The following is a 25,129-nucleotide window of genomic DNA, read 5'->3' on the forward strand; positions in this document are numbered from 1 at the left end:
TTTTCCTTATCTCGCACACAATATATTTTATTTTAACTTTAATTCTGCAAATGTTTTTTCTATTTGCTCCTTTGCCCAGTAATACATACCTCTATCCGGGTAACCTCTATAATCACATTCCATTGACATCGCGACAAATAAATATAAGTCATACCATAGAATCCTAACATCTTCAGCTTCTGTAAAGGTCCTTTTACCGTATCCTTCTAAAAAGTCCGGCTTTTGGTTATGTGAACGAAATCCTACTTCCAGAAGTACGTCAGCCCACATACAACGTTCAAAATCAATGAGTCCCGTAATCGTTTTATCTTTGATAAAAATATTACCCTCCCAAAGATCCCAGTGTACCAGTCTTGGAGTAGTTACTTCGCTAAAAAACTCTTTGTGTTTTTCCAACAACCTTTCAACAGAAGTATAGTCCAGGCCAATATCCAAGCTAATTCTCTCAGCATCCCCAAACAAATCTTTTAAAAATCCACGAAATACCTCAAACCAAGGTCTATGCCCATCCACCTTATTATAATATCCAAAGCCCTCACCGGTAATGGAATTTATCTCTTTATTGTACTTACCGGTATTCAGTTCAATTGAATCCTTTTCTTCATCCGTAAGAGTTTCTTTCATGCTGTTTAAACTATCTCCCTCTAATTTGGACATAAAAAAGTAATCACTTTCATAAATTGTGTGAGTAAAATCATGAAAAAGAACTTTTGGCACCGGAACCTTCGTTCTCTGCCGAACAAGTTCCATGCACTCCACTTCTGCTTTCATAATGTCTGTTTCATAACTTTGAACTTGAATTTCTTTTAATGGTGCAATTTTAAGAATCGCTTCAAATCCGCTTTCAAAGATAATTAGGTATGCAGTATTAAAGTATCCTTCCGTGAGTTCTTTTGCACTTTTTATTTTTTCCATAGGAAAAGCCTTATCGGCCATTTTTTCAAGTATTTCTTCACTTACGCTGTTCTTTGTTTTACTATTCATTTTTTCCCCTTCACCTTATTTTTTACTGAAAACGTTTTATTTGAGAATGTACAATTCTATAGAATCTGCTGTTATTTCGTTTACTGTTTTATATTCCGGATATTTGTTTTTCATTTTCAAGTTCTCTCTTATGGCTTTTATAACTTAAATACCATTGAAAGGTAGATGCTATACGAAATAGAAACAGTATCAGGAAAACCCTTCGGAATGCATGAATGTTGTTTCCAAGCAGCTGATAGGCTTTAACTCCTGCCATTGGCATAATTGCATTACTCAGAGTGATAAATACCGTATAAATCGAAATACTAATGGTTTTATTCTTCTCCGGTATCACAGAGAGCAGATATTGCGGTAGATTTAATGGTATCGTAGCAAAGGCTAAATTAGCTAATGTATTCAATACAAGAAAGGTTATCATTCCCGCCTTCCCTGGAAGACTCGTAGAAATCATCATACATATAGGGCAAAAAGCAAGTCCTAAATTACCGAAAATAACACCAAATCTTGGTCCGAATCTTTCATTTATCCTGCTCCAAAGGCCGATAGTTACAAACTGGGCAAGTGCCGCTCCAATCGCAGCATAGCTTAGCCATGCTTCATTCATCTTAAGATAGTTAACTTGACCTAAGAAATAAAGTGTCCAGTCCGCTTGCCAGAAAACATAGAAAAAAAGTGCTCCGGCAAGAAATTTTATAAATGGTTTATATTTTATGATATCCTTTATTGAAGCTCTCAAGTGAGTCAGACTAAGGGAATCTGTCCCTTCTGTAACACCACCTTTAATCCTGGCAACAGCTACCACCTGCAATAGAAACATGGCGAATATAAACCAATAAAATATCTGATGCACTTTTATCTTGTAGCTAAGTTCAGTAGAATATGCAAGCAGAGCACCTGTTACAAGGGGTAAGGCAACATTGATAAAAAACATTCCACCCGTTCGTGCTGTCAAAACACGATTTCTCTTTTCAAATGGAACAACATCCGAAAAATATGCCTGCCAACTGGCATTATAACCGGTCATTGGCCCCATAGACAAACTTAACAGTATCAAAAATACCAAAAAACGATAATGCTCCAAAAATGGTACAAAGCCAATAAGTAAATAAAAGAAGGCAAGTGCCAGTAAAGAAAGTCTGACCATAAGACCTTTATTACGCAATCGATCTGTTAATATCCCAATGGGAAGTAATACAAGAAGCCCTACAAACTGGGGGATGGCAGTCACTTGACTTACCTGTGCATCCGTTGCTCCCAGCCGGAGGGCAAATAAATTATTGTTATTATTAATAATGTTCGTTGCTATCGCAAATAGAACTCCTTCGATAGTAAACATAAGCAGAGCATTATTTTCCGGTAAAAAAGAAGAAATGATGCTTTTCTTAAAGGCAGCTGCAGTTAAACTCTGCAAGCGTTTCTTCATGTAATAACTCCTCCCACAGCCTTTGTGCATCTCTAAGTTGTTATCTGTTACCAATAATAGTAGCATAAATCCTGTATAATACAAGTCTTTCTTTTTATTACCTGAATATAATCCTACTCTGTTTAACTTCATTGCTCACTTAAATGCTAAAGACATAAAAAACTATACGAATCAGAATTCTTCAACAAGTACTTCTGTTTCGTATAGTTTATTCTACTAGGATATACCTACTGGGATATATCTACCAATATTACTTAATAATCAAGTTTGACATGTGATTTGATAAGGTCCATTCCATATCCCTTACGATAGAGTTTCGCAGCTAATTTTTGTTTTTCTTCCCTGCTCAGATTGTCTATATCCTTTGCTTTCTTCAGAATTTCTCTCTTAATTGCTTCCTCTTCGTTGTCATATTCAGTTCCAAGAGCTTCTTCTATTTCTTCATCTGATACCCCTTTTTGTTTGAGTTCTCCGATGATCTGCCTACGGCTCTTATTCTGCTTTTTTAAACGTACATAGTTGGCTGCATATCTGGAATCATCGATGTAATGATAATTCTTAACATATTCGATTGCTTCGTCAATTGCCGCTTCTCTATAACCAGAAAGAGCAAGCTTAGCTCTAAGCTCAGCTTCTGTACGATTCATACTCTTCAATAAAGCCATTACTTTTTGTTTAGCTCTCTTAACCATATGGTCATTAAGTTCTTTTACAATCAAATCAGAAACTTCCTTGTCCACCTTAAGACCATATCGATAAATCTCTCTGTTATAAAGCATGAAGTAATATTCTTCTTCCAAATATACTTTTACTTTATTCTTACCGTATTGTTCTAAACCCGTTACAATCATTACTGCTCATCTGCTTCCTTTTGGGAAATTACTGCTCCGGCGGTTATATTGTACTTCTCTCTAACCTTTTTCTCAATCTCATTAAAGACTTCCGGATTCTCTTTCAGGAATTGCTTGGCATTCTCTCTGCCTTGACCAATCTTAGCATCGTTATACGCATACCATGCACCGCTCTTTATTACAATATTATCATTGGATGCCAAATCCAGAACATCGCCTTCTCTGGAAATACCTTGTCCAAACATTATGTCAAATTCAGCTTCTTTAAAAGGAGGGGCTATCTTATTCTTAACCACCTTTATTCGAGTTCTGCTACCTACAATATCTCCGCCCTGTTTTAATGCTTCAATCTTACGAACGTCCATACGGATAGAGGAATAGAACTTAAGGGCACGTCCGCCTGTAGTAGTTTCAGGATTACCAAACATTACTCCGACTTTCTCACGTAACTGATTGATAAAGATTACAATACAGTTGGACTTACTGATAGCTGCTGTTAATTTACGGAGAGCCTGAGACATTAATCTGGCTTGTAAGCCCATATGAGAATCACCCATATCACCGTCGATTTCAGCTTTAGGAACCAGAGCTGCTACAGAGTCTACTATGATAATATCTACCGCACCGGAACGTACCATTGTTTCCGTAATCTCCAATGCCTGTTCTCCGTTATCCGGCTGTGATATGTAAAGATTGTCAATGTCTACACCTATTTTTTTGGCATATACAGGATCTAAGGCATGCTCTGCATCAATGAATCCGGCAATTCCGCCTATCTTTTGAACTTCTGCTACCATATGAAGAGCTACTGTTGTCTTACCACTGGATTCCGGTCCGTAGATTTCAATAATTCTTCCTTTGGGTATCCCTCCAAGACCTAATGCTATATCCAAGCTAATGGATCCTGTAGGAACGGTTTCTATATTCATATGCGCTGCCGTATCACCAAGTTTCATAACGGAGCCTTTTCCATACTGTTTCTCAATCTGTGCAAGGGCTGATTCCAATGCTCTGCTCTTATCTTCTTTTGACATATTTCCTCTCCTTTATACGAACTTATGTTCTTTTTTTAATAATAGCGTATCTTCTTTCATTTGTCAATGAAAATATAAATTAACTGTATTAAAATTATTGAGTTTAAATCACCCTCTCCATTATCTGACGTTTATTCACCTTAGAGCTGTCTCCGGTAAATGTTAAAATAATCTGTGAATAATCCGGTGAAATACCGAAAGAAAAAATATAAGAATAAAACTATAACAATACAATAGCAGAAAGGGGGAATTTTGTAAAGTCTTATCTCGGGAAATTATATCACAAAGGTTAAATTAAGAAAACAGCTTTCAATAAATGTTCACATACTTATGCAAAACATTCATTGAAAGCTGTACTAACTCGTTTGTATCGTTTAATTGTTCTATGCTTTACCTGCTTTATGCTTTACCTGATTTTCCTTTCAGGAAAGAGAACCCACCATTTTTCGAATATAAGATAGATATTACGATTACAACAGCGCATACGATAAAGGTTGCTATCATACCCCAGTTCTTGGCGTTATACTGAACAAGTACGGGAGCTGCAAGCAGGGATACCATGTTAATAACCTTAATCATAGGATTAAGCGCAGGACCTGCTGTATCCTTTAAAGGATCACCAACAGTATCGCCAACAACAGCTGCTTTGTGAGCCTCAGAACCCTTACCGCCATACAAGCCATCTTCAATGGTCTTTTTGGCATTATCCCATGCTCCGCCGGTATTAGACATAAATACGGCTAAAAGCTGTCCAGAAACAATTACACCTGCCAGGAAGCCTCCTAGAGACTCTACTCCCAGGAGAATACCTACAACCAAGGGACTTAAGATTCCGATAAGTGCAAGCCCTAAAAGTTCCTTTTGTGCTGAAACAGTACAGATATCAACAGCTTTTTGATAATCCGGTTTCACTTTTCTTTCTAATAATCCGGGTATTTTAAATTGTCTTCTTACTTCCTCAACTATCTTTGCTGCCGCTCTGGTAACCGCATTAATAATAAGGGAGGAAAATAACCAGGGAATACATGCTCCAATTAGAACACCTACAAATACCTTGGGTTCAGATACTCTGATACCCGTGGAAGCTATTCTTAAGGACTCGCTGATATTCATCTGTGTCTGTATCTTTGTAATATCTGTTAGGAAAGAACCAAAAAGTGAAACGGCAGCAATAACGGCTGAACCGATTGCAACACCCTTCGTGATTGCTTTTGTTGTATTTCCGGTAGCATCCAGATGATCCATAACTTTTCTGGCTTCTTTGTCAAGGCCGGAAAGCTCTCCAACACCATTTGCATTATCAGCAATAGGACCAAATGAATCCATGGCTACGTTATTTCCGGTAAGAGTAAGCATACCAATACCAGTCATAGCCACACCATAAAGTATATAAGTTATTCCCATACCATGATAAATCAGAGTAGATGATATTATTGTAACAGCAATAACGATTGTCTGCCATACAGCACTTTCAAAGCCTTCTGAAATACCGCGCAATAGAAGCGTTGCAGAGCCTGTCTTGGAGGAGGCAGCAATTTCTTTCACCGGCTTGTAGTGTGTATCTGTAAAGTATTTTGTAATTTCATCAAGAACAATTGCAAGAACAATACCAATACCTACTGAAAAGAATGCATTCCATTCTTTCATATAAAAATGAGCGAGCAAAGCAAAGGAAACGAGACTGATTGCGGCAGAAATATAAAAGCCTTTATTAATGGATGATAAAGCATTACTACCTTTAAGTTCTTTAGAACCTCTAACCAGATATGTACCTATCATGGAAGAAAGTACCCCAATACCTCTTACCAACAAAGGAAATACGATCCACTTCAAATCGCCATGGTTAAGGTTCATTAATGCGAGACCAAGAATAAGACCGGAAACAATGGTAACTTCATAGGATTCGAAGATGTCTGCTGCCATTCCGGCACAGTCACCAACATTATCACCAACAAGGTCAGCTATAACAGCTGCATTTCTTTCATCATCTTCCGGAAGGCCTGCTTCCACCTTACCTACAAGATCAGCTCCTACATCTGCTGCTTTTGTATAGATACCACCGCCCACTCTCATAAATAGGGCTAATAAAGTACCGCCAAAACCAAATCCTAAGAGTGCATCCGGTGCGGCAATACCAAATATCATAAATATCAAAGTACCACCAAGAAGACCTAAACCGTCTGTCAGCATTCCGGTTATAGTTCCTGTTCTATATGCTATTTTGAGAGCTTCACCAAAGCTTCTTCTGGATGCGGAAGCAACACGAACATTACCTTCAACAGCCATTCTCATACCGAACTGTCCGACCATTAATGAGAAGCAAGCGCCCATAACAAAGGCAATAGCACGTCCGATACCGATAATTATTTTAACTGTCTCCTCGGACTTCCCAGCAAAACGACTCATCGCTTCATCCGAAGGCGGAACAACATAAACAGATAAAAACAATACAACGGTAAGAATAACAATAAGCGGCACAATTGTCTTTAGCTGCCTTTTCAGGTAGGTATCTGCACCAACTTTGATAGCGCCCCATACTTCCTGCATTTTAGCAGTTCCTTTGTCATACTTCATAATTTGTCTTCTGAGTAGCAGAGCATATCCTAATCCCAGAAAGGAAATGAGAAGTACGCACCAGATTGCGACTATTTCAAAGGTAGTCGCATTTGCTAGATTTAACATGAATAACTCCTCCTGTCACGTAATTAGTATAATATACATACAAATATAATTATATAACACTTATAGAAAAAATGCTACTATATTCCATGTAAAATTAATTTATTTTAACACTTTTTACAATGCTCATTCCTTAATATTACATTTAAAATGTCATATTATATATTTAAATTCTATATTTCGTCGTATTATTAGTAATATTATTGACTTTTTCTTTTGAATTTCCCTATATTTTCCTAATTGTAAATTGATTTTAAATTGTATAGTCTTTTCTGATTACCAGAAATCAATAGACGACAAAAGGAGCTGCAGCAATTTTAATCTTGCAGCAGCTCCAAAGGTTTTCAAAACCGAACCGTAACTGAAATCTTAATAGTATGTATTCTTAGGCTGTACAATCTGTGGATTATAGCCTTTCTTTTTTAATGCCTGAACAATAACGTCTTTGTGCTCATGTCCAAAGGTCTCCATGGTAATCGTTAATTCCACCGCACTGTTACGGTTTATGGAAACGAACTGGTTATGATCCAGACGTATGATATTACCCTGATTCTCTGCGATGACATTAGCGACATTCACAAGCTCACCGGGACGGTCCGGCAAAAGAACGGATACTGTAAATATACGCCCCCTTTGAATAAGTCCGTGCTGTACCACTGAGGATACAGTGATGACATCCATGTTACCTCCGCTGAGGATTGAGACTACCTTCTTCCCGCTGCAATTTAAATGTTTAAGCGCTGCAACGGTTAGAAGTCCCGAGTTTTCAACAACCATCTTATGGTTTTCTATCATATCCAGAAAACTTACAATTAATTCTCTGTCATCGATTGTTATGATTTCATCGATATTCTTCTGAATATACGGAAATATATTGCTTCCGGGTGTTTTAACTGCTGTACCGTCTGCTATGGTATCCACCTGAGGCAGTGTTACTACATGGCCTGCTTTTAAGGATTCCTCCATACAGTTTGCACCTAAAGGTTCTACACCAATGACTTTGACATTTGGATTTAAGAGTTTTGCCAGGGTAGATACACCTGCTGCAAGGCCGCCTCCCCCGATTGGCACCAGAATGATGTCAACAGTCGGAATTTCTTTGAAGATTTCCATTGCTATGGTTCCCTGTCCTGTTGCTACCACTTCATCATCAAAGGGATGGATAAAGGTATACCCTTTTTCCTCGGCAAGTTTAAGAGCATACTGACAGGCATCATCGTACACATTGCCATGCAGAATAACTTCCGCACCGTAACTCTTAGTACGATTAACCTTAATAAGGGGAGTGGTGGTAGGCATAACTATAACAGCCTTTGCTCCATATATTCGGGAAGCGTAAGCAACTCCCTGGGCATGATTTCCCGCAGAAGCTGTAATAAGACCCTTTTCCCTTTCTTCCTTGCTTAGAGTGCTGATTTTATAATAAGCACCTCTCACCTTATAAGCGCCGGTAAACTGCATATTTTCAGGTTTTAAAAATACTTTGTTTCCCGTAGTGTCAGAAAAATAATCGCTGTAGATTAGTTTTGTTCTTAAAGTTACCCGCTTTACCGTTTCTGAAGCTTCCTCAAACTTATCCAATGTCATCATTTTGTATTCTCCTTTTAGTTAAACAGCGCGTTTACAAAATCTCCTGCGTTGAATTTCTGTAAATCATCAATATGTTCTCCGATACCGATATATTTTACTGGTATGCCAAGCTCTGCCTGAATGGCAATTGCAATACCTCCCTTGGCTGTTCCGTCTAACTTAGTCAAAATAATGCCTGTAATATCTGCTATTTCTTTGAATTGCTTTGCCTGAGACAGAGCATTCTGACCTGTAGTTCCATCTAAAACCAACAGAGTCTCCCTGTAAGCATCCGGATATTCTCTTGAGATTACCCTATCTATCTTCTTTAACTCTTCCATCAGGTTCTTTTTATTATGAAGCCTTCCTGCGGTATCACAAATAAGCACATCTGTGTTTCTTGCTTTTGCAGAAGTTACCGCATCATAGATAACCGCTGCTGGGTCTGAACCTTCCTTTTGTGCAATAATTTCAACCCCTGCACGATTAGCCCACTCGGTAAGCTGCTCAATAGCCGCAGCACGGAAGGTATCCGCTGCTGCTACCATTACCTTCTTCCCCTTATCCTTTAATTGTCCTGCAAGTTTGCCAACAGAAGTTGTTTTTCCTACTCCGTTTACACCGATTAAAAGCACAATGGATTTCTGGCTTTCGTATTCATAGGCAGCTTCTGTTACCTTCATCTGCTCCATGATACTTTGCATTAATAATTCCTTACATTCTTTCGGTTCTTTTATCTTTGCTTCTTTTACTTTTTGTTTCAAGTCGGATATGATGGAACCCGTGGTGTTAATACCAATATCCGCCATAATAAGTATCTCTTCCAGCTCTTCATAAAATTCATCATCAATACTTGAGAATCCGCTGAATATAGACTCAATACCGGCTACGATATTGTTCCTTGTCTTTGAGAGTCCTTCAACCAGTCTGCCAAAAAAGCCTTTCTTATTTTCTCCCATCCTTACCTCTCTTCCCGTCCTAATACCACAAGGTGCTCTTTACAAAGCTACATTTCGCAGAGCTTTGTTTCGCAGAACTTTGTTACGCTGAACTTTGTTCTGCTGAGTTCAGCATAGCACACCTGCTTCTACAGGACATAAACTAGCATTATTTATCCAAATCATTTTCTATCAAATTTACAGATACCAGGGCAGAAACACCCTTTTCCTGCATTGTGATACCATACAGTACATCTGCCGCATTCATGGTACCTCTTCTGTGTGTAATTATTATAAACTGTGTGTCCTTTGTAAGCTTATGAAGGTATTTCGCAAAACGTTTAACATTAGCATCATCCAAAGCCGCTTCAATCTCATCCAACAGACAAAACGGAGACGGCTTTAGGTTCTGAATGGCAAACAGCAATGAGATAGCTGTCAGCGCCTTCTCTCCACCGGATAACTGCATCATATTCTGCAGCTTCTTTCCCGGCGGCTGGGAAGTTATTATAATACCTGCTTCCAGAACATCCTCATCTTCTGTTAATTCCAGTGTTGCCCGACCTCCGCCGAATAATTCCTTAAATACAAGATCAAATTGCACCTTAATCTGAGCAAATTTTTCATTGAACTGGTTTCTCATCTCATCATCCAGTTCCTGTATGATATGTATCAGAGTTTCCTCCGCTTTTTCAATGTCCTCTTTTTGTCCTTTTAAAAACAAGAAGCGCTCGGAAAGATTTTTATAATCTTCAATGGCATTAATATTAACATCGCCGAGCCCTTTCATGCTTCCCTTTACTTCACCGATTCTTTTTCTTACAAAGGAAGAATCTATGCTGCCAAGAAGTTCAGCATCCATGGTCTCCATAACATTATGCAGCGTGAGCTCGTATTCCTCCCACATGTAATCCTTTTTCTCATTTAACTGCTCCTCCAGCCGTTCTAACTGGCCATTAAGGCGATAAATTTCCTTATCCAGATTAATAATTTCCTTCGAAAGTTCTTCTCTGCGTTCAAAAAAAGACTTATGTGTTATGGTTACTTCTTCTTTTTTTAATTGAAGTTCTTTTATCTGTTCTTCCAGTTTTTGAATTTCAATTGCAAATTGTTTTAATGTTTCCTCATCATTAAGAATTGCTTTCTCCTTGGTATTATACTGCAAAAGAGAATCTTCCCTGCTCTTTCTAATAGAATTTTCCTCATCATACAGTTTTTCAAGATCACGTTTTACTCTTTTGATATTTTCAAGGAGATGCTGGTTGTTCTGTTCAAAAGCAGACATTTCAGCTTTCAGTGTTGATACTCTATCACTGATTTCCTGTTCTGAAGTCTTTACCTCTTCCAGCTTTCTGTTCATCTCATCAATTCTATGTTCATTTTCCTTGCTTCTCTCTTCATTTAAAACAAGGCTTTCTTGTAAGGAATTAATGTTTTTATTTAATTCTATACTCTGATGTTCAATTTGATTGATCTCATTTGTAATTTCTTCGTAAACCAGTCCTAATTCCTGTTTCTTTTTTTCATTTTGGGTCAGATGCAGCTTATCTGTATTTTCTTCCAGATAGATGCTTTGAAGGGTTTGTTTTCTGTCCTCTATCTCTTTTAGGACTGTCTGTATATCTCCGTTTAATTTATCCCTGCTGCTTGTAAGCTCTTTTCCTTCATTTTTTAGAAGAGTTATCTTCTCTTCCAGATCCTCAATTTCACGTCTTCTGCTGAGCAAATTGCTGGAATTCTTATAGGCTCCACCGGACAATGAACCACCGGGACTTAGTAACTCTCCATCTAATGTAATGATACGTAAAGTATAGTTATACTTTTTTGCAATTGCAAGGGCATTATCGATATTATCTACTACAAGGCTTTTTCCCAGTAAATTCTGCATCAGACCTTTAAAACGTTCTTCTGTTCTTACCAATGTATTTGCTAAGCCTATTACACCTTTTTCCTCCAGGTATCTTTGCTGTCCATAACTTTCTTTTACGGATATACTGGTAAGAGGAAGGAAGGTCGCTCTTCCGTACTTATTTCTCTTTAAATACTCGATTAATTCCTTCGCAGTAGATTCTTTATCAGTTACTATATTTTGAATACTGCCGCCTAAAGCAATTTCTACAGCTGTTTCATATTTAGGCTCTGTTTTAATAATATCTGCAACAACACCAATGATTCCAGGGGTGTCTTTCTTCTCCATAATCTTACGGATACTGTTGCCATACCCCTCATAGCGCTCTGTCAGATTTTTCAGGGCTTCAAGCTGTGAAAAGCCGGTATGATAGGCTTGCTGTTTCCTTTGTATTTCATCTTCAATCTCTTTTAAATGTGTTCTATGCTCTATAAGCTTTTCTTGAGATAGCGCTGTAATCTTCTGATTTTCCTCAATCGTACTGTGAAGTTTTTCTAATTTATCAGCAATATTCTGAATTTCTAAGTCTGTAACAGCTTCTTCACTTTTATTTCGAAGAAGTTTTTGGGTCAGCTCTGTCTTCTTAATATTGTTCTGCTCTAAAATAGTTTCATAACGCTGCAGATTCGTTTTAATACCGGAATTCTGGCTTAAAAAGTCAAAGATTTCACCATGAAGACTTTCTGCAAGTCTTGTATCTTCTTTTATCCTGCCACGGATTTCTTCCAGAAGCAGAATGTCATTTGACTGTTTTTCATCCAGTTTATCCATTTTGATATCCAAAGAATTCTTTTCGCCTAAGTATCCTTCCTGTTCGGCAGATTTTACTTTTATTTCTTCCGCTATAACCTGGAGTCTGGATTCATAATGGGAATCGTTTTGTTTAATTGATAAAAGCTGCTCTTTTAGAACTTTTATTTCGCCTTCCGTCTTTTCTTGTTCCAGACGCTTATCGCTTTGAGTTGCTTTTAAACCTTCTAAAGAAGTATTATAACCTTCAATTTCACTCTCTAGGCGTTCAAACTCTTCCTTCATATGCTCTGATTTTTCATTCGCACTTTGAAGTGAAGCATTTGCTATTGCCAGCCTATCACCGGTTTGCTTTTTCCCTTCGGCAATTTTTTCATTCTCCAATAAGAATAGCTGAATATCAAGTTCCTTTAGTTCATCTCTTAATTTTAAATATTCTCTTGCTACAGCCGATTGCTTTTCTAAAGGGCCAACCTGTTTCTCAATTTCAGAAAGAATATCTTGTATTCTGCTTAAGTTTAAGCGTTCCTCTTCAAGATTATGATGAGCCGCAGCCCTTCTTTTCTTAAATTTTACAATTCCAGCTGCTTCATCAAATAATTCTCTGCGATCCTCCGGTTTTCCGCTTAAGATTTTCTCAATTTGTCCTTGCCCGATAATAGAATATCCTTCTTTTCCGATACCGGTATCCAGAAACAGTTCCTGCATATCCTTTAACCTGCAGCTGTTTCCATTTAAAAGATATTCACTTTCACCTGAACGATATACCCTTCTGGCCACAGTTACTTCGTCATATTCAATGGGTAGTTTGTGATCTTCGTTGTTTATGGTAAGCGAAACATAGGCATATCCAAGGGGCTTACGTGTCTCCGTACCGGAGAAAATAACATCTTCCATCTTGGCTCCACGTAATTGCTTTGCACTCTGCTCACCCAATACCCATCGAACTGCATCCGCCACGTTACTCTTACCACTGCCGTTAGGTCCTACGATTCCGGTAATCCCGTCATGAAATTCAAAAATAATTTTATTGGCAAAGGATTTAAACCCATATACTTCAATACTTTTTAAATACATAGTTACTCCCGGTTATTTTTTATTTTGTTTGGGGAATGAGATTTTTTTTGCGATTTATCTTCAAGATAGAATCATAGGCAGCCTCTTGTTCAGCAGCTTTTTTGGTCTTACCGACCCCAGTACCAAGCCTGATATTCTTAACCAGAGCTACCACTGTAAACTGCTTATTATGATCCGGGCCTTCTTCTTTGACTAATTCATAGGATAGTTGTTCTTTATATTCACTTTGTACGATTTCCTGCAAGATAGTCTTGCTATCGAAAAAGAGCTTCTTATTTTCAATATCGGATAAAATAAAACGTAAAATAAACTCTTTTGCATTAGTAAAACCACCATCTATATAGATAGCCCCTATTATAGCTTCAACGGTATCAGAAAGTATGGAAAATCTCTCTTTTCCGCCTGTTGCTGCCTCCCCCTTGCCAAGCAACAGATAATTACCAACATTCATGTCTATGGCACAATTAGCAAGAGTCTGCTCGCATACCAGTCTTGCTCTTAATTTCGTCAGTTCACCTTCCGGCATTTTAGGATTGTTCTGATATAAGAACTCGCTGGTGATAAGTTCTAACACCGCGTCACCTAAGAATTCAAGCCGCTCATTGTTTTCAAGCTTATTAAGTCTTTTTTCATTGGCATAAGAACTATGGGTCAATGCACGCTTTAATATCATGCGATCTCTGAATCGGTAGTCTATTTCTTCTTCAAACTTTCGTAATCTTTCTAAAATCAATTCTTCCGATTTATTCATTGTATTCCTCCTTTTCCGTCAGTATTTTTTATGGCTCATTATTATAAAAAGAACCCTTATAGAAGGGTAACCCCTTTTATAAGGGAAGAACCCTTCTATAAGGGTTCCGTATATTGCAACTTTAATCTTTCTATTAGTTCAGTGCGTTTTTAATCTGCTCTACCGCGTCACTAACGGTTACAATATTCTCTGCTTCTTCATTGGCAATTTCAATGTCGAACTCTTCCTCTATACCCATTATGATTTGGAAAATATCAAGGGAATCGGCTCCTAAATCATCAACAAATGTTGTCTCCATTGTAATTTCGTCCTCATCCACATTTAAAACTTCACTGATTATTTTTTGTAATTTTTCAAATTCCATAACATTCACCTTTCTTTTCTATTCTTCTTCCAGATGCATTCTGATTTTATCATTGATATTCTGCTCTGTAAAAGTAATACACTGAATAATTGAATTCTTGATTTCATTGCTGGTAGAATTTCCATGGGCTTTTACAACCAGACCATTTAAACCAAGCATCGGTGCTCCGCCATATCCGGATGCATCAAATGACTTCAATGTTTCTTTCAAAGCCGGCTTACACAACAGAGCACCAATTTTACTCTTTGTTGTACTCATTAAGCCTGCCTTAATTTTACCGATTAAGGTACTTCCAAGACCTTCATATAATTTGAGAATTACATTACCAACAAAAGCTTCACACACGATAACATCTGCACCGCCTTTGGGTATCTCTCTTGCTTCGATACTGCCGATAAAATTTATGTCATTACAGTTTTTAAGCAACGGGAAAGTTTCCTTTACCAGCATGTTACCTTTTTCTTCTTCTGCACCTATGTTAACAATGGCAACTCTCGGATTCTTGATTCCAACAACATTCTCCATGTAAACAGAGCCCATCTTGGCAAACTGTACCAAATGTGAAGCTCTTGCATCCACATTAGCTCCGCAATCAATTAACAAGGATACACCACTTTCTGTGGGAAGTAAGGGTGCAAGGGGTGGTCTGTCTATACCCTTAATTCTTCCTACAATCAATTGTCCGCCAACTAACACTGCTCCGGTACTTCCGGCTGAAACAAATGCATCTGCTTCACCATTCTTTACCAGATTCATTGCGACAACGATGGATGAATTCTTCTTTCTCCGAATAGCCATTACAGGAGCTTCATCGTTGGTTATCACATCTTCTGCATGGATAATCGATAAACGCTCCTTGTCATAATCAATGCCGGTTAATTCTGCATTAATTGCTTTTTCCTGACCAACCAGGACAATCTTAATGTCCTTTCTTTCCCTCAAAGCCTCCAATGCACCCTTAACGATTTGGGCAGGCGCATAATCTCCGCCCATTGCATCGACTGCAACTTTTACAACTCTATCCATATTACCTCTTTCCTGAATATCTAATCATTCACTTGATATTCGTTAATCGGTAGTTGAAAAAACCTCTTATGTTTTTTCAACCCAACTCCATTTGTGAGAATCGAATTATTGCTTTCATTCTCTTGAATTAGCAGCTGAAAATGAACTCTTCAACTTTTTTGGGTCTGTTTAAATCTTACCCAGCCAGTATCTATACACAATATACTAGATATCATTATAAAAATCAACTAAAAATTATCAAAAAAAAGTGATATTCCTGAGTCAGTCACAAGTCCATACAGGTTACCAAAGAATCAGTAAGTATCCTGTCATAAACCACTGACATGACCCGAAATATCACATATGTGATAAGCAGTATTATATCTTTTTATAAAAAAATGATTTGTAAGTGGCAAACTGCAGGTTCTGAGGCTGAATAATTTGTTCTGTACTGCCTACAAAAAGGATGGCTTCCTTCTTTAAAGCAGCATTAAAACTCTTATATATCTTATCTTTAGCCTCTTCCGTGAAATAAATAAGTACATTCCGACATATAATCAAATCACAATTAGAAGGGTATTCATCCTTTAACAAATTGTGCTGTTTGAATTCCACACAAGCTTTTATACTGTCGGAAATCTGATAGGTGGAACTGTTAATCTCTGTAAAATACTTTTTTTGAAATTCCTCCGGAAGTCCCTTCAGGCTCTTTATATTATATAAACCAATTTTGGCTTTTTCTAATATTTGTCTGTCTATATCTGTAGCGATAACCTTTATACGGGACAACGGCATGAATTTCGATAAAAGCATTACCAAAGAGTAGGGCTCATCTCCTGTGGAACAGGCGGCACTCCAAATCTTTAATGTGTTTCCAAATTTACTAAAAAGATAAGGAAGCACTTCCTTTTCCAACAATACCCATTGTTCTGGATTACGGTAAAATTCCGATACATTAATTGTAAGATAATTAACGAATTCTTCAAACATCACCGGACTTTTCTTAATAAAATCTACGTATGCACTATAGGTTTCGATCTTATGCTTTGCAATTAATGCATCAATTCTGCGTTTCATCTGACGTTCTTTATATAGATTTAAGTCTATTTTCGTCAGCTGATAAATCTGGGTCTTAAAGGATTCATAACTATCCGTCAAACAGATACACTCCTATCTTTTGTATTGAATTATTTCATTATTCCTGGATATCTTCTTCAGAAGCTGATTCATCCATTACATTGTCCAAAGCTTTGATGCTTAAACTGATTTTCTTTTCATCGCTGTTAAAATCAACTACTCTTGCAGTGATTTCTTCACCAATCTTTAATACGTCAGCAGGCTTCTCTACATGTTCTTTTGAAATCTGGGACACATGTAAAAGAGCATCCACACCGGGCTCTAATTCAACGAAGGCACCAAAGTCAGTCATTCTTGCAACTCTACCAAGCACTACATTGCCAACAGCATACTTCTCAGATGCTTTAATCCAGGGATTTTCATTTTCAAATTTAAGACTGAGTGCAATCTTTTCACCGGAAATGTCTTTAATAAGAACTTTTACCTTATCCCCTACTTTAAATACCTTCTTGGGATTCTCAACTCTGCCCCAAGACATTTCGGAGATATGAAGAAGTCCGTCAGCGCCGCCTAAATCAATAAACGCACCAAAATCGGTAACATTCTTAATTGTTCCTTCAACTGTCATACCAGGTTTGATTCTTTCAAACAGTTCTTTTTGTAATATTTGCTTCTTAGCAACGATTAACTGCTTACGGTCACCGATAATTCTTCTCTTCTTAGGATTGAACTCAGAGATAACAAATTCAATCTCTTGTCCTGCATATTTTTCAAGATTTTTCTCATATCCGTCAGATACAAGACTTGCAGGGATAAATATTCTGGTTTCATCTACAATAACACTAAGACCGCCTTCTAATACAGAAGTAACCTTTGCAGTTAAAACTTCTTTATTGTTGAAGGCTTCTTCCAGTCTCTTGCTTCCCTTTTCAGCAGCCAGTCTCTTATAGGTTAACAGAACTTGTCCTTCTCCGTCATTTACCTTTAATACTTTAGCCTGTAAAGGGTCTCCTTCTTTTACGAGAGTTGTTAAATCAACACCAGGGGTGTTTGTGAATTCACTTCTGGTTATGATACCATCAGCTTTGTAACCTATATTCAAGACGATCTCGTCTTCTTTTACACGTATTACAGTGCCCTCTACAACCTCTCCGTTTTGTATTGTTTTTAATGATTCCTCCAATAATTGCTCAAAACTCATTTCTGACATGCAGTATGAACCTCCTTGATAATATTGTTTGGGGTTGAAGCCCCTGCTGTAATACCTACGCTACGAAAAGATTTGAGTATGTTCAAATCCAGGTCTTTCAGTGTCTGTATATAGTAAGTATTTTCACATTCAGCTTTTGATATTTCGTACAGTTTTTGGGTGTTAGAACTGTGCCTGTCTCCAATAACAATCATAGCGTCAGAAGCCTTGGCAAGTGTTTTTGCCTCGGTTTGGCGCTCTTTTGTAGCATTACATATTGTATTTATAACAATTATATCATAACCCTTTTTAGATATAATTTCAACTATATCTTGAAAATTATTGTAGTTAATTGTCGTCTGAGCCACTATACATATGTCTGTATCCACTGGTAAATCAAAGGTTTCAGCATCTTCTTTTGTTTCAAGAACTGTATAATTATTCAAACACCAGCCTGTAATTCCCTGTACTTCAGGGTGTGATTTACTGCCTACAATAATGATATGCCTGCCCTGTTCCGTCTGCTCTTTTACTGTTTTATGAATCTTAAGTACAAATGGACAGGTAGCATCAACCAGATTCAGGTTGTTACTTTTGATGATGTCGTATATCTTCTCGGGTACACCATGGGATCTTATGATTATTGTACCCTCGCCTAAGGTTTTTAATTCTTCCTCTGTCTTAATCAGATGAACTCCCTTATCTGTCAGATCTTTAATAACCTCATCATTATGTATGATAGGCCCATAAGTGTATACCTTATCACCTTTTTTGATTTCATCATAAACAGCGTCTACCGCACGTTTCACACCAAAGCAAAAGCCGGCAGTATCTGCTAAAACTAACTTTTCCATTGGAACCTCTTTCCGGCAAGCTTAACAGTCCGTTTCGGTACTATATGGACAGATTATAAAGGTATTTTCACTGAACAGAAACTGCTTTTTTGTACAGTGAAATGATAGCAGCAGCTACTTCGTCTATAGACATATAGGAGCAATCCAGAGCTACTGCATCTTCTGCCTTCTTTAAAGGCGAAACCTCTCTGTTCATATCCTGATAATCCCTTGCGACAATATCTTTTTCAATTTCTTCTATATTACAGGATATTCCCTTCTCAGTCAATTCCTTATAACGTCTTTCTGCTCTTACCTTTGATTCTGCTGTCAGATAGACTTTTAGGTCAGCAAAAGGAAGAACCACTGTTCCGATATCTCTGCCATCCATGATAACATTGGAAGATTCTGCGATTTTTTTCTGCAGTTCAACCATTTTTTCCCGGACAGCCTTTACTTTGCCAACAGCAGATGCCATCTTACCGGCTTCTTCCGTACGAATATGTTCCGTTACGTTCTCACCATTAAGATATACTTGTTGTCCACCGTCTTCATATTTTAATTGTATGTCAGCTTTTTGAACTGCCTCTCCAAGTTCGGTTTCTTTTTCTGTATTAATACCATTGCGAGCAGCAAACAAACCAATTGCACGGTACATAGCTCCTGTATCAACATAGATAAATTTCAGTTCTTTTGCAACAAGCTTTGCTATTGTACTCTTACCGGCTCCAGCCGGACCATCGATAGCTATATTGTAATACTTTTGTTCTTTATGCATATTTTCCCCCATGTGAAGTGCTTTGCAGGCTTATTTGATAGCAGGGTATATTTAAAATCCAGCCTTTAACTTCAGTAAATCTGAAAGATTTACAAAATCCGAAAGATTTACACAGAAATACCAGCAAGATATGCCGTTGACCAGGCTATTTGAAGATTAAAGCCTCCGGTCAGGGCATCAAGGTCTAAAACTTCTCCGATATAGTATACCCCGGATATAAGCTTTGATTCCATAGTTGAGGGATTGATTTCTTTCACTGCTATTCCGCCTTTTGTAATAACAGCTTCATTGTAGTCCCTTAATCTCTCAATGTGAAGAGGCATTGCTTTTAATACGTCTACCAACTGCTTTCTTTCTTCTTTCGTAATAAGATTGACTTTTTTTTCAGGATCAATTTTACTTAATGTTATTATAGCTTGAATCATCTTGCGTGGCAAGAGTTGATCAAGCGCATTCTTATATTGTTTATTCTTAAATTCATCAAAATCTCTTAATATTCTGGCATCCAGCTGTTCTCTGGTAAGGGCTGGCTTCAAATCAATCGACAAAGTAAGCTCACCCTTTCCCATATGAGGTACCAAAAAGCTGCTGGCACTTAAAATAACCGGTCCGCTCACACCAAAATGTGTAAAGAGAAGCTCTCCAAAATCGGAATATAGGTTCTTTCCCTGATTCGTAATTGTTATTTCTATATTCTTAAGGGATAAGCCCTGAAGTTCTTTCACAAGTTCGATTTCCTTGATATTCATAGGAACAAGGGAAGGGTTAAGTTTGGTGACCGAATGTCCCATAGCTTTAGCAAACCGATAACCATCGCCGGTGGAGCCGGTGGAAGGGTAAGACAGACCGCCGGTGGCAACAATTACTTTGCCAGAATAGATTATCTCGGAGGTATTCTTAATAGAAACCCCCTTCACCTTAGAGTCTTCTGTAAGAATCTGTTCAACTTCACATTGGTATCTGATTTCTACGTGAAGTTTTTTCAACTCTCTTAATAAGGCACCGATAACATCTGATGATTTGTCTGACTCCGGAAACACTCTTCCGCCTCTTTCAATCTTGGTCTTTAACCCAAGCTGCTCAAAGAAGTCAATAACATCGTAATTATTATATCCATAAAAAGCTCCGTACAGGAATTTGGGATTACTCATGACATTCTTAAACAAATCTTCCATATCACAGGCATTGGTGATATTACAACGACCCTTTCCTGTTATATAGAGCTTTTTGCCGGCTTTATCATTTTTCTCCAAAAGCAGGACCTCATGTCCGTTTCTGGCAGCGATTACTGCCGCCATCATACCGGCAGCTCCGGCTCCTATTACTATTACCTTATCTTTATCCTTGCTCATTTTATCTCCCATTTGCTTTTTAGTATCCGCACTAACAACCATGCTATTGTTTGTGAAAACTTTTTCACCTTAATTATTATAATTTCCTCAAGTACAGGGTTTATACTTTTCAAAATTCATCGCAAACTTTCTGCAGAACTGAAATCTCATAAAAAAGAGGCATAAGCCTCTTTTTTTAGTCATATTATTTTGACTTGTTACCGTCCAGATAAACAGAATTCAATCCGAAAGATAGATTATCTGACTTATATTCCTTTCCTTCAATTCGGAAAATCACTTTAGGATATTCCGGAAGGTTGTCTACCAGGCTTTGTGCAATGGCATCCAGAATGGTTGTTTCAACCGTTAAATCGACCTGAACAACAGGCGGGGCATCAGAGAGAAAGCTTACAATAACCGTATCCTTTTCTGTTGTTACGCTATCAATTCCCACATCAATTAACCGTTCTGCTAAAGAATCTGCTACCTTGTCAACGATAAATTCCGGTGTAATCTTTGTATCTTCACTTACAAATGCTGATACGGATTCCACATCCTGCGTATTTTCGTTCATGGTATAGATGGAGATTTCTTTTGTTGCAGATGGTGTTACTGCGGATTTGGCAGTTTGTTTGTCCTGCCCTGCGGAAGGTGTTACGATTGTAATGGAAGTATCTTTTTTTACCTCAACCTTATTTGTGCATGCCGTTGTTAATACGATTAAAAATAAAACCAGGATTACAGTAAGTTTCCTTGTCGTATTTTTCATTCTAATCACTCCTACTGATTTACCAAACATAGGCATAACATCTATACTCACTCCAGTTATTATAATAGGTGCCAAGTATGTCATTTTTATGTTAAAACCTTGTCTTTTATACAGCAGAATTTATCTTTTTCATATCCATATTCTAGGAATAAACCATAACATTTATCTGTTATTTTCTATTGCTTCACCATAAGCATTTACTAAAGAGGTACGAAGGAAATCTAACGCTGAAATTACCGTATATTCCCTAACCTTTTGTCTGTTTCCCTTAAAATGAAATTCTCTTACTTCTATCTTTCCATCGAAATAGCATCCGATATAGACAAGGCCAACGGGTTTACTTTCTGTACCGCCTTCCGGACCTGCAATCCCTGTTACAGAAAGAGCTGCTAGGCTTCCTGCCGCCTTAGCCGCACCTGCTGCCATTTCTTTTGCTGTCTCACTGCTGACCGCTCCATACTTTTTAAGAGTACTTTCAGATACACCTAAATACTTCATTTTAGCCTTATTGGAATAGGTTATAAAGCCTTCTTCAAAAACAGCAGAAGCCCCAGAAACATTCACAAGCCTTCCGGCTAAAAGTCCTCCGGAACAGGATTCAGCGGTAGAAACCGTTAAATTAAACTTCGTTAACAGATTTATCACAGCTTCTTCAATCGTCACTTTTTCATCTGTGGTATATATATGGCTTCCAAAACGTTTCTTTAACTCTGCAACAACCGGTGCCGTAAGAAGCATTCCCTCTTCTTTTGTAGCTGCCAATGCGGTAACACGAAGATGAACTTCTCCATTTTTAGCATAAGGCGCTATGGTAGGATTGGTCTGAGAATCTATCATATCTTTTATCATGGTTTCTGCCTTGCTTTCACCAATCCCGCAGATCTTAACCATCTCCGAATACAGAACATTCTCTGAAAGAGTTTTCAGGTAAGGAACAATGGATTCTTCAAACATCGGGATCATCTCACCCGGAGGTCCTGGCATCAGAATAATAATCTTTCCTTCTTCTGTTTTCACAATTAGCCCTGGGGCTGTTCCATTGTTATTCTCTACAACTTGACAGCCTTCTATTATAAGTGCCTGCTTCCAGTTGTTTTCAGTAATATCTTTTCTTTCTCTGCCTTTAAAATACTCTTCGATTCTGCTTCTCGAACCAGCATCTTCCACCAACCTGCGCTTTAATACTTTAGCCGTAACTTCCTTCGTCAGGTCATCTTCCGTGGGACCAAGTCCCCCTGTCAGGATTATAATGTCGCTACGGGATAAAGCCGTATTAATTACACCACTCAGTCTTTCTTCGTTGTCGCCTACAGAGATCTGATAATAATTCGCCATTCCAAGCGCAGCACATTTTTCTGCAAGAAAGCTTGCATTTGTATTTACAATGTTTCCTAGTAATATTTCCGTTCCAACACTAATTAATTCAACTGTCATATCCTAGTGCACTGACTGTCTGATATTATCGTAAATGGTAACTTACAATACCATCCGCCGCTGTATCATCAGTCAACGCAGCTGCCGCTGCGTCTCCTTTCTCTGCCTTACAGTGTAACATTCAATTTGATTCATTATTTCTTATCTGATAGTACTTTTCTATTCTTATACATGTAGTCAATCAAAGATACCACCGTCAATACCAGTGAGAGATAGATAAATATCTGCTCCAGTACATGATATACAGGGTTATCAAAGTGAAAAATCAAAAGAACTGCCATAATCATCTGAGCAGTTGTTTTAAACTTTGCGATATAACTTGCAGCTATTACAACTCCGTTATCCGATGCTACCAGGCGAAAACCACTGATAATAAATTCTCTGGAGATTATAACGATAATAATCCAGGCAGGAACCAGCCCTAATTCTACAAAGCAGATAAGCGCAGCTGAAACCAGCAGTTTATCAGCCAAGGGATCAGCAAACTTACCAAAGTTTGTAACCAAATTGTTTTTTCTTGCCAGATATCCATCCAAAGCATCAGAAAGAGAGGCTACAATAAAAATTACTCCTGCAATATACTTGCCTCCGGTAATACCCGGCACCAGAAAAAATATTAGAAAAACCGGTATCATGCAAGCCCTTGCTATCGTGATTTTGTTAGGAAGATTCATCTTATTCATCCTTATACCCATTGCATTACACAGGTTTGCCTGCGTAATTGCCACAAATAACTTGGAGTGAAAGAATCTGTATGTGGCAATCCTTTCAATTTAGATTTTCTTTCACCCATGATTTCCCTGTACGCATTACCAGTGTATTATCCATTTAATACGAGGAAGGTGTACACTGCCAAACTAATTTAATGCTGCAGGAAATATGAAAAACGTAATTAGAATTCAAAAATTAATTTAATTTACAAGTTCCGCTACCAAATCATAGCCTCTTGCTTCAGTCACAACAGCTTCAACAAATTCACCGGACATTATCATTGCTCTGGTAGGAATAAAAATGTATCCGTCCACATTGGGAGCATCCATATAGGTCCTTCCGATATAAACATTTCCGCTGTCCATTCCATAATCATCCAGAGATTCATCCGGCAGTTTTCCTTCGATTAATACTTTTAATCTGTCACCGATTTTTTCTTCTGATTTTTCGAATGCAATACTTTGCTGTAATTCCATAATTTCTTTCTGACGTTTTACTTTTACGGGTTTTCTAATCTGAGAGGGCATTTTGGCAGCAGGCGTATCTTCTTCCTTGGAATAGGTGAATACACCAAGTCTTTCAAACCCCATCTCCTTCACAAAAGCTTTCACTTCTTCATGATTTTCCTCTGTTTCACCGGGAAAGCCGGTAATTAAGGTTGTCCGAAGAGCTATATCCGGTATTTCTCTTCTTAATTTGTTTATCATGATGGTCAGCTCTTCCTTGGTAGTGCGTCTCCCCATCTTCTTTAATATATCATCACTGGCATGTTGAATTGGGATATCCAGGTAGTGACAGATTTTGGTTTCGGATTTCATAACCTCTATCAGTTCATCAGTAATCTCCTCCGGATAGCAGTAGAGTATTCGAATCCATTCAATTCCTTCTATCTTACATAGCTCTCTTAGAAGTTTATGCAAGGATTTCTCCTGGTAGATATCCTTTCCGTAAAGTGTTGTTTCCTGAGCTACCAGTATCAGCTCCTTAACACCGTTATCAGCCAGCTCTTTAGCTTCCTCCAGTACTTCTTCCATTGGTCTGCTCTGATAATTGCCTCTTACCTTAGGGATAATGCAATAAGTACAATGCTTATCACAGCCTTCCGCAATCTTTAAATAAGAGAAATAACCGCCAGTCGTATTAATTCTCTTGTATTTCTGGTGTTTGCTGTTAACATCCTCGTCTATTTTAACTGACTTGCTTCCCTTTAATACCTCATCAATAACAGAAGCTATTTCATCATACTTCTTTGTACCTACCACTCCGTCTACTTCCGGTATTTCATTCAAAATATCCTGTTTATAGCGTTGTGCAAGACATCCTGTTACAATTAATCCCTTTAATTTACCGTTCTTCTTATATTGCCCCATTTCCAAAATGGTATTAATACTTTCTTCCTTGGCATCGTTTATAAAGCAGCAGGTATTTACAATAATAATATCTGCCTGTTTTTCCTCATCGGTTATGGTAAAGCCATACTCTTTTACAATTCCAAGCATTATTTCACTGTCCACCAGGTTTTTGTCGCATCCCAGCGAAACAAAAAATATATTCATTCAATTCCTCATTTCTACTTTTGTTGTTGTTCAATCTATGTTTTTTGTTACCTTTGACATTTTAACAGTTTTTTGTAGAAAAGGAAACAGTTATTTTTAATCTGATTCTAATTGACT

At 37.8% G+C, this 25,129-nt stretch carries 20 protein-coding genes; all 20 read right to left on the reverse strand.

The genetic code is table 11. The features are described 5' to 3' along the window. Positions 1 to 27: 27 nt before the first annotated feature. Complete coding sequence (locus bsdcttw_RS14340; RefSeq protein ID WP_185255535.1) at positions 28 to 984, reverse strand: phosphotransferase family protein; 957 nt, start codon at positions 982 to 984, stop codon at positions 28 to 30. 88 nt (positions 985 to 1,072) lie between these two features. Beyond that, a complete protein-coding gene (locus bsdcttw_RS14345) occupies positions 1,073 to 2,407 on the reverse strand; it encodes an MFS transporter (RefSeq protein ID WP_185255536.1) in 1,335 nt (444 codons plus the stop codon). Between the two features lie 254 nt (positions 2,408 to 2,661). Continuing rightward, a complete protein-coding gene (locus tag bsdcttw_RS14350; RefSeq protein WP_185255537.1) occupies positions 2,662 to 3,258 on the reverse strand; it encodes a regulatory protein RecX in 597 nt (198 codons plus the stop codon). Then, positions 3,258 to 4,292: a recombinase RecA gene (recA, locus tag bsdcttw_RS14355; protein ID WP_185255538.1), complete on the reverse strand. Its 1,035-nt coding sequence runs from the start codon at positions 4,290 to 4,292 to the stop codon at positions 3,258 to 3,260. Before recA ends, bsdcttw_RS14350 begins: the two co-directional genes overlap by 1 nt. Positions 4,293 to 4,691: 399 nt before the next feature. Continuing rightward, a complete protein-coding gene (locus tag bsdcttw_RS14360; protein WP_185255539.1) occupies positions 4,692 to 6,974 on the reverse strand; it encodes a sodium-translocating pyrophosphatase in 2,283 nt (760 codons plus the stop codon). Between the two features lie 366 nt (positions 6,975 to 7,340). Beyond that, a complete protein-coding gene (ilvA, locus tag bsdcttw_RS14365) occupies positions 7,341 to 8,561 on the reverse strand; it encodes a threonine ammonia-lyase (RefSeq protein WP_185255540.1) in 1,221 nt (406 codons plus the stop codon). A 14-nt stretch (positions 8,562 to 8,575) separates the two neighbouring features. Continuing rightward, positions 8,576 to 9,499, reverse strand: a complete 924-nt coding sequence (ftsY, locus tag bsdcttw_RS14370; protein WP_185255541.1) for a signal recognition particle-docking protein FtsY — start codon at positions 9,497 to 9,499, stop codon at positions 8,576 to 8,578. Positions 9,500 to 9,647: 148 nt separating this feature from the next. After that, the gene (gene smc / locus bsdcttw_RS14375) at positions 9,648 to 13,214 is read right to left on the reverse strand and encodes a chromosome segregation protein SMC (protein ID WP_185255542.1); all 3,567 of its coding nucleotides are present in this window, start codon (positions 13,212 to 13,214) and stop codon (positions 9,648 to 9,650) included. Between the two features lie 19 nt (positions 13,215 to 13,233). After that, positions 13,234 to 13,965 carry a ribonuclease III gene (gene rnc / locus bsdcttw_RS14380; RefSeq protein WP_225903667.1) on the reverse strand — a complete coding sequence of 244 codons (732 nt, stop codon included), beginning with the start codon at positions 13,963 to 13,965 and terminating at the stop codon, positions 13,234 to 13,236. Between the two features lie 133 nt (positions 13,966 to 14,098). Beyond that, entirely contained in the window at positions 14,099 to 14,329 is a 231-nt protein-coding gene (gene acpP, locus bsdcttw_RS14385; protein WP_185255543.1) for an acyl carrier protein, read from the reverse strand. Positions 14,330 to 14,347: 18 nt separating this feature from the next. After that, positions 14,348 to 15,355, reverse strand: a complete 1,008-nt coding sequence (gene plsX, locus bsdcttw_RS14390) for a phosphate acyltransferase PlsX (protein ID WP_185255544.1) — start codon at positions 15,353 to 15,355, stop codon at positions 14,348 to 14,350. Positions 15,356 to 15,712: 357 nt separating this feature from the next. Further along, positions 15,713 to 16,492: a CheR family methyltransferase gene (locus bsdcttw_RS14395; protein ID WP_185255545.1), complete on the reverse strand. Its 780-nt coding sequence runs from the start codon at positions 16,490 to 16,492 to the stop codon at positions 15,713 to 15,715. A gap of 37 nt (positions 16,493 to 16,529) precedes the next feature. After that, complete coding sequence (gene rpsA / locus bsdcttw_RS14400) at positions 16,530 to 17,621, reverse strand: 30S ribosomal protein S1 (protein WP_185255546.1); 1,092 nt, start codon at positions 17,619 to 17,621, stop codon at positions 16,530 to 16,532. Then, positions 17,609 to 18,454: a 4-hydroxy-3-methylbut-2-enyl diphosphate reductase gene (gene ispH / locus bsdcttw_RS14405; protein ID WP_185255547.1), complete on the reverse strand. Its 846-nt coding sequence runs from the start codon at positions 18,452 to 18,454 to the stop codon at positions 17,609 to 17,611. The genes rpsA and ispH overlap by 13 nt, the downstream gene beginning before the upstream one ends. Before the next feature lie 67 nt (positions 18,455 to 18,521). Further along, positions 18,522 to 19,211 (reverse strand): (d)CMP kinase, encoded by a 690-nt coding sequence (gene cmk / locus bsdcttw_RS14410; protein ID WP_185255548.1) that lies wholly within the window; start codon positions 19,209 to 19,211, stop codon positions 18,522 to 18,524. A gap of 107 nt (positions 19,212 to 19,318) precedes the next feature. After that, entirely contained in the window at positions 19,319 to 20,563 is a 1,245-nt protein-coding gene (locus bsdcttw_RS14415) for a BaiN/RdsA family NAD(P)/FAD-dependent oxidoreductase (protein WP_185255549.1), read from the reverse strand. A 184-nt stretch (positions 20,564 to 20,747) separates the two neighbouring features. Further along, positions 20,748 to 21,311 carry a regulator of G-protein signaling domain-containing protein gene (locus bsdcttw_RS14420; RefSeq protein ID WP_185255550.1) on the reverse strand — a complete coding sequence of 188 codons (564 nt, stop codon included), beginning with the start codon at positions 21,309 to 21,311 and terminating at the stop codon, positions 20,748 to 20,750. Positions 21,312 to 21,473: 162 nt separating this feature from the next. Continuing rightward, positions 21,474 to 22,745: a competence/damage-inducible protein A gene (locus bsdcttw_RS14425; protein ID WP_185255551.1), complete on the reverse strand. Its 1,272-nt coding sequence runs from the start codon at positions 22,743 to 22,745 to the stop codon at positions 21,474 to 21,476. A 134-nt stretch (positions 22,746 to 22,879) separates the two neighbouring features. Continuing rightward, entirely contained in the window at positions 22,880 to 23,419 is a 540-nt protein-coding gene (gene pgsA, locus bsdcttw_RS14430) for a CDP-diacylglycerol--glycerol-3-phosphate 3-phosphatidyltransferase (RefSeq protein ID WP_185259822.1), read from the reverse strand. Positions 23,420 to 23,656: 237 nt separating this feature from the next. Next, positions 23,657 to 25,012 (reverse strand): 30S ribosomal protein S12 methylthiotransferase RimO, encoded by a 1,356-nt coding sequence (gene rimO / locus bsdcttw_RS14435; RefSeq protein ID WP_185255552.1) that lies wholly within the window; start codon positions 25,010 to 25,012, stop codon positions 23,657 to 23,659. Positions 25,013 to 25,129: the final 117 nt, after the last annotated feature.

It is taken from the genome of Anaerocolumna chitinilytica (genome assembly GCF_014218355.1).
Lineage (GTDB): Bacteria > Bacillota > Clostridia > Lachnospirales > Lachnospiraceae > Anaerocolumna > Anaerocolumna chitinilytica.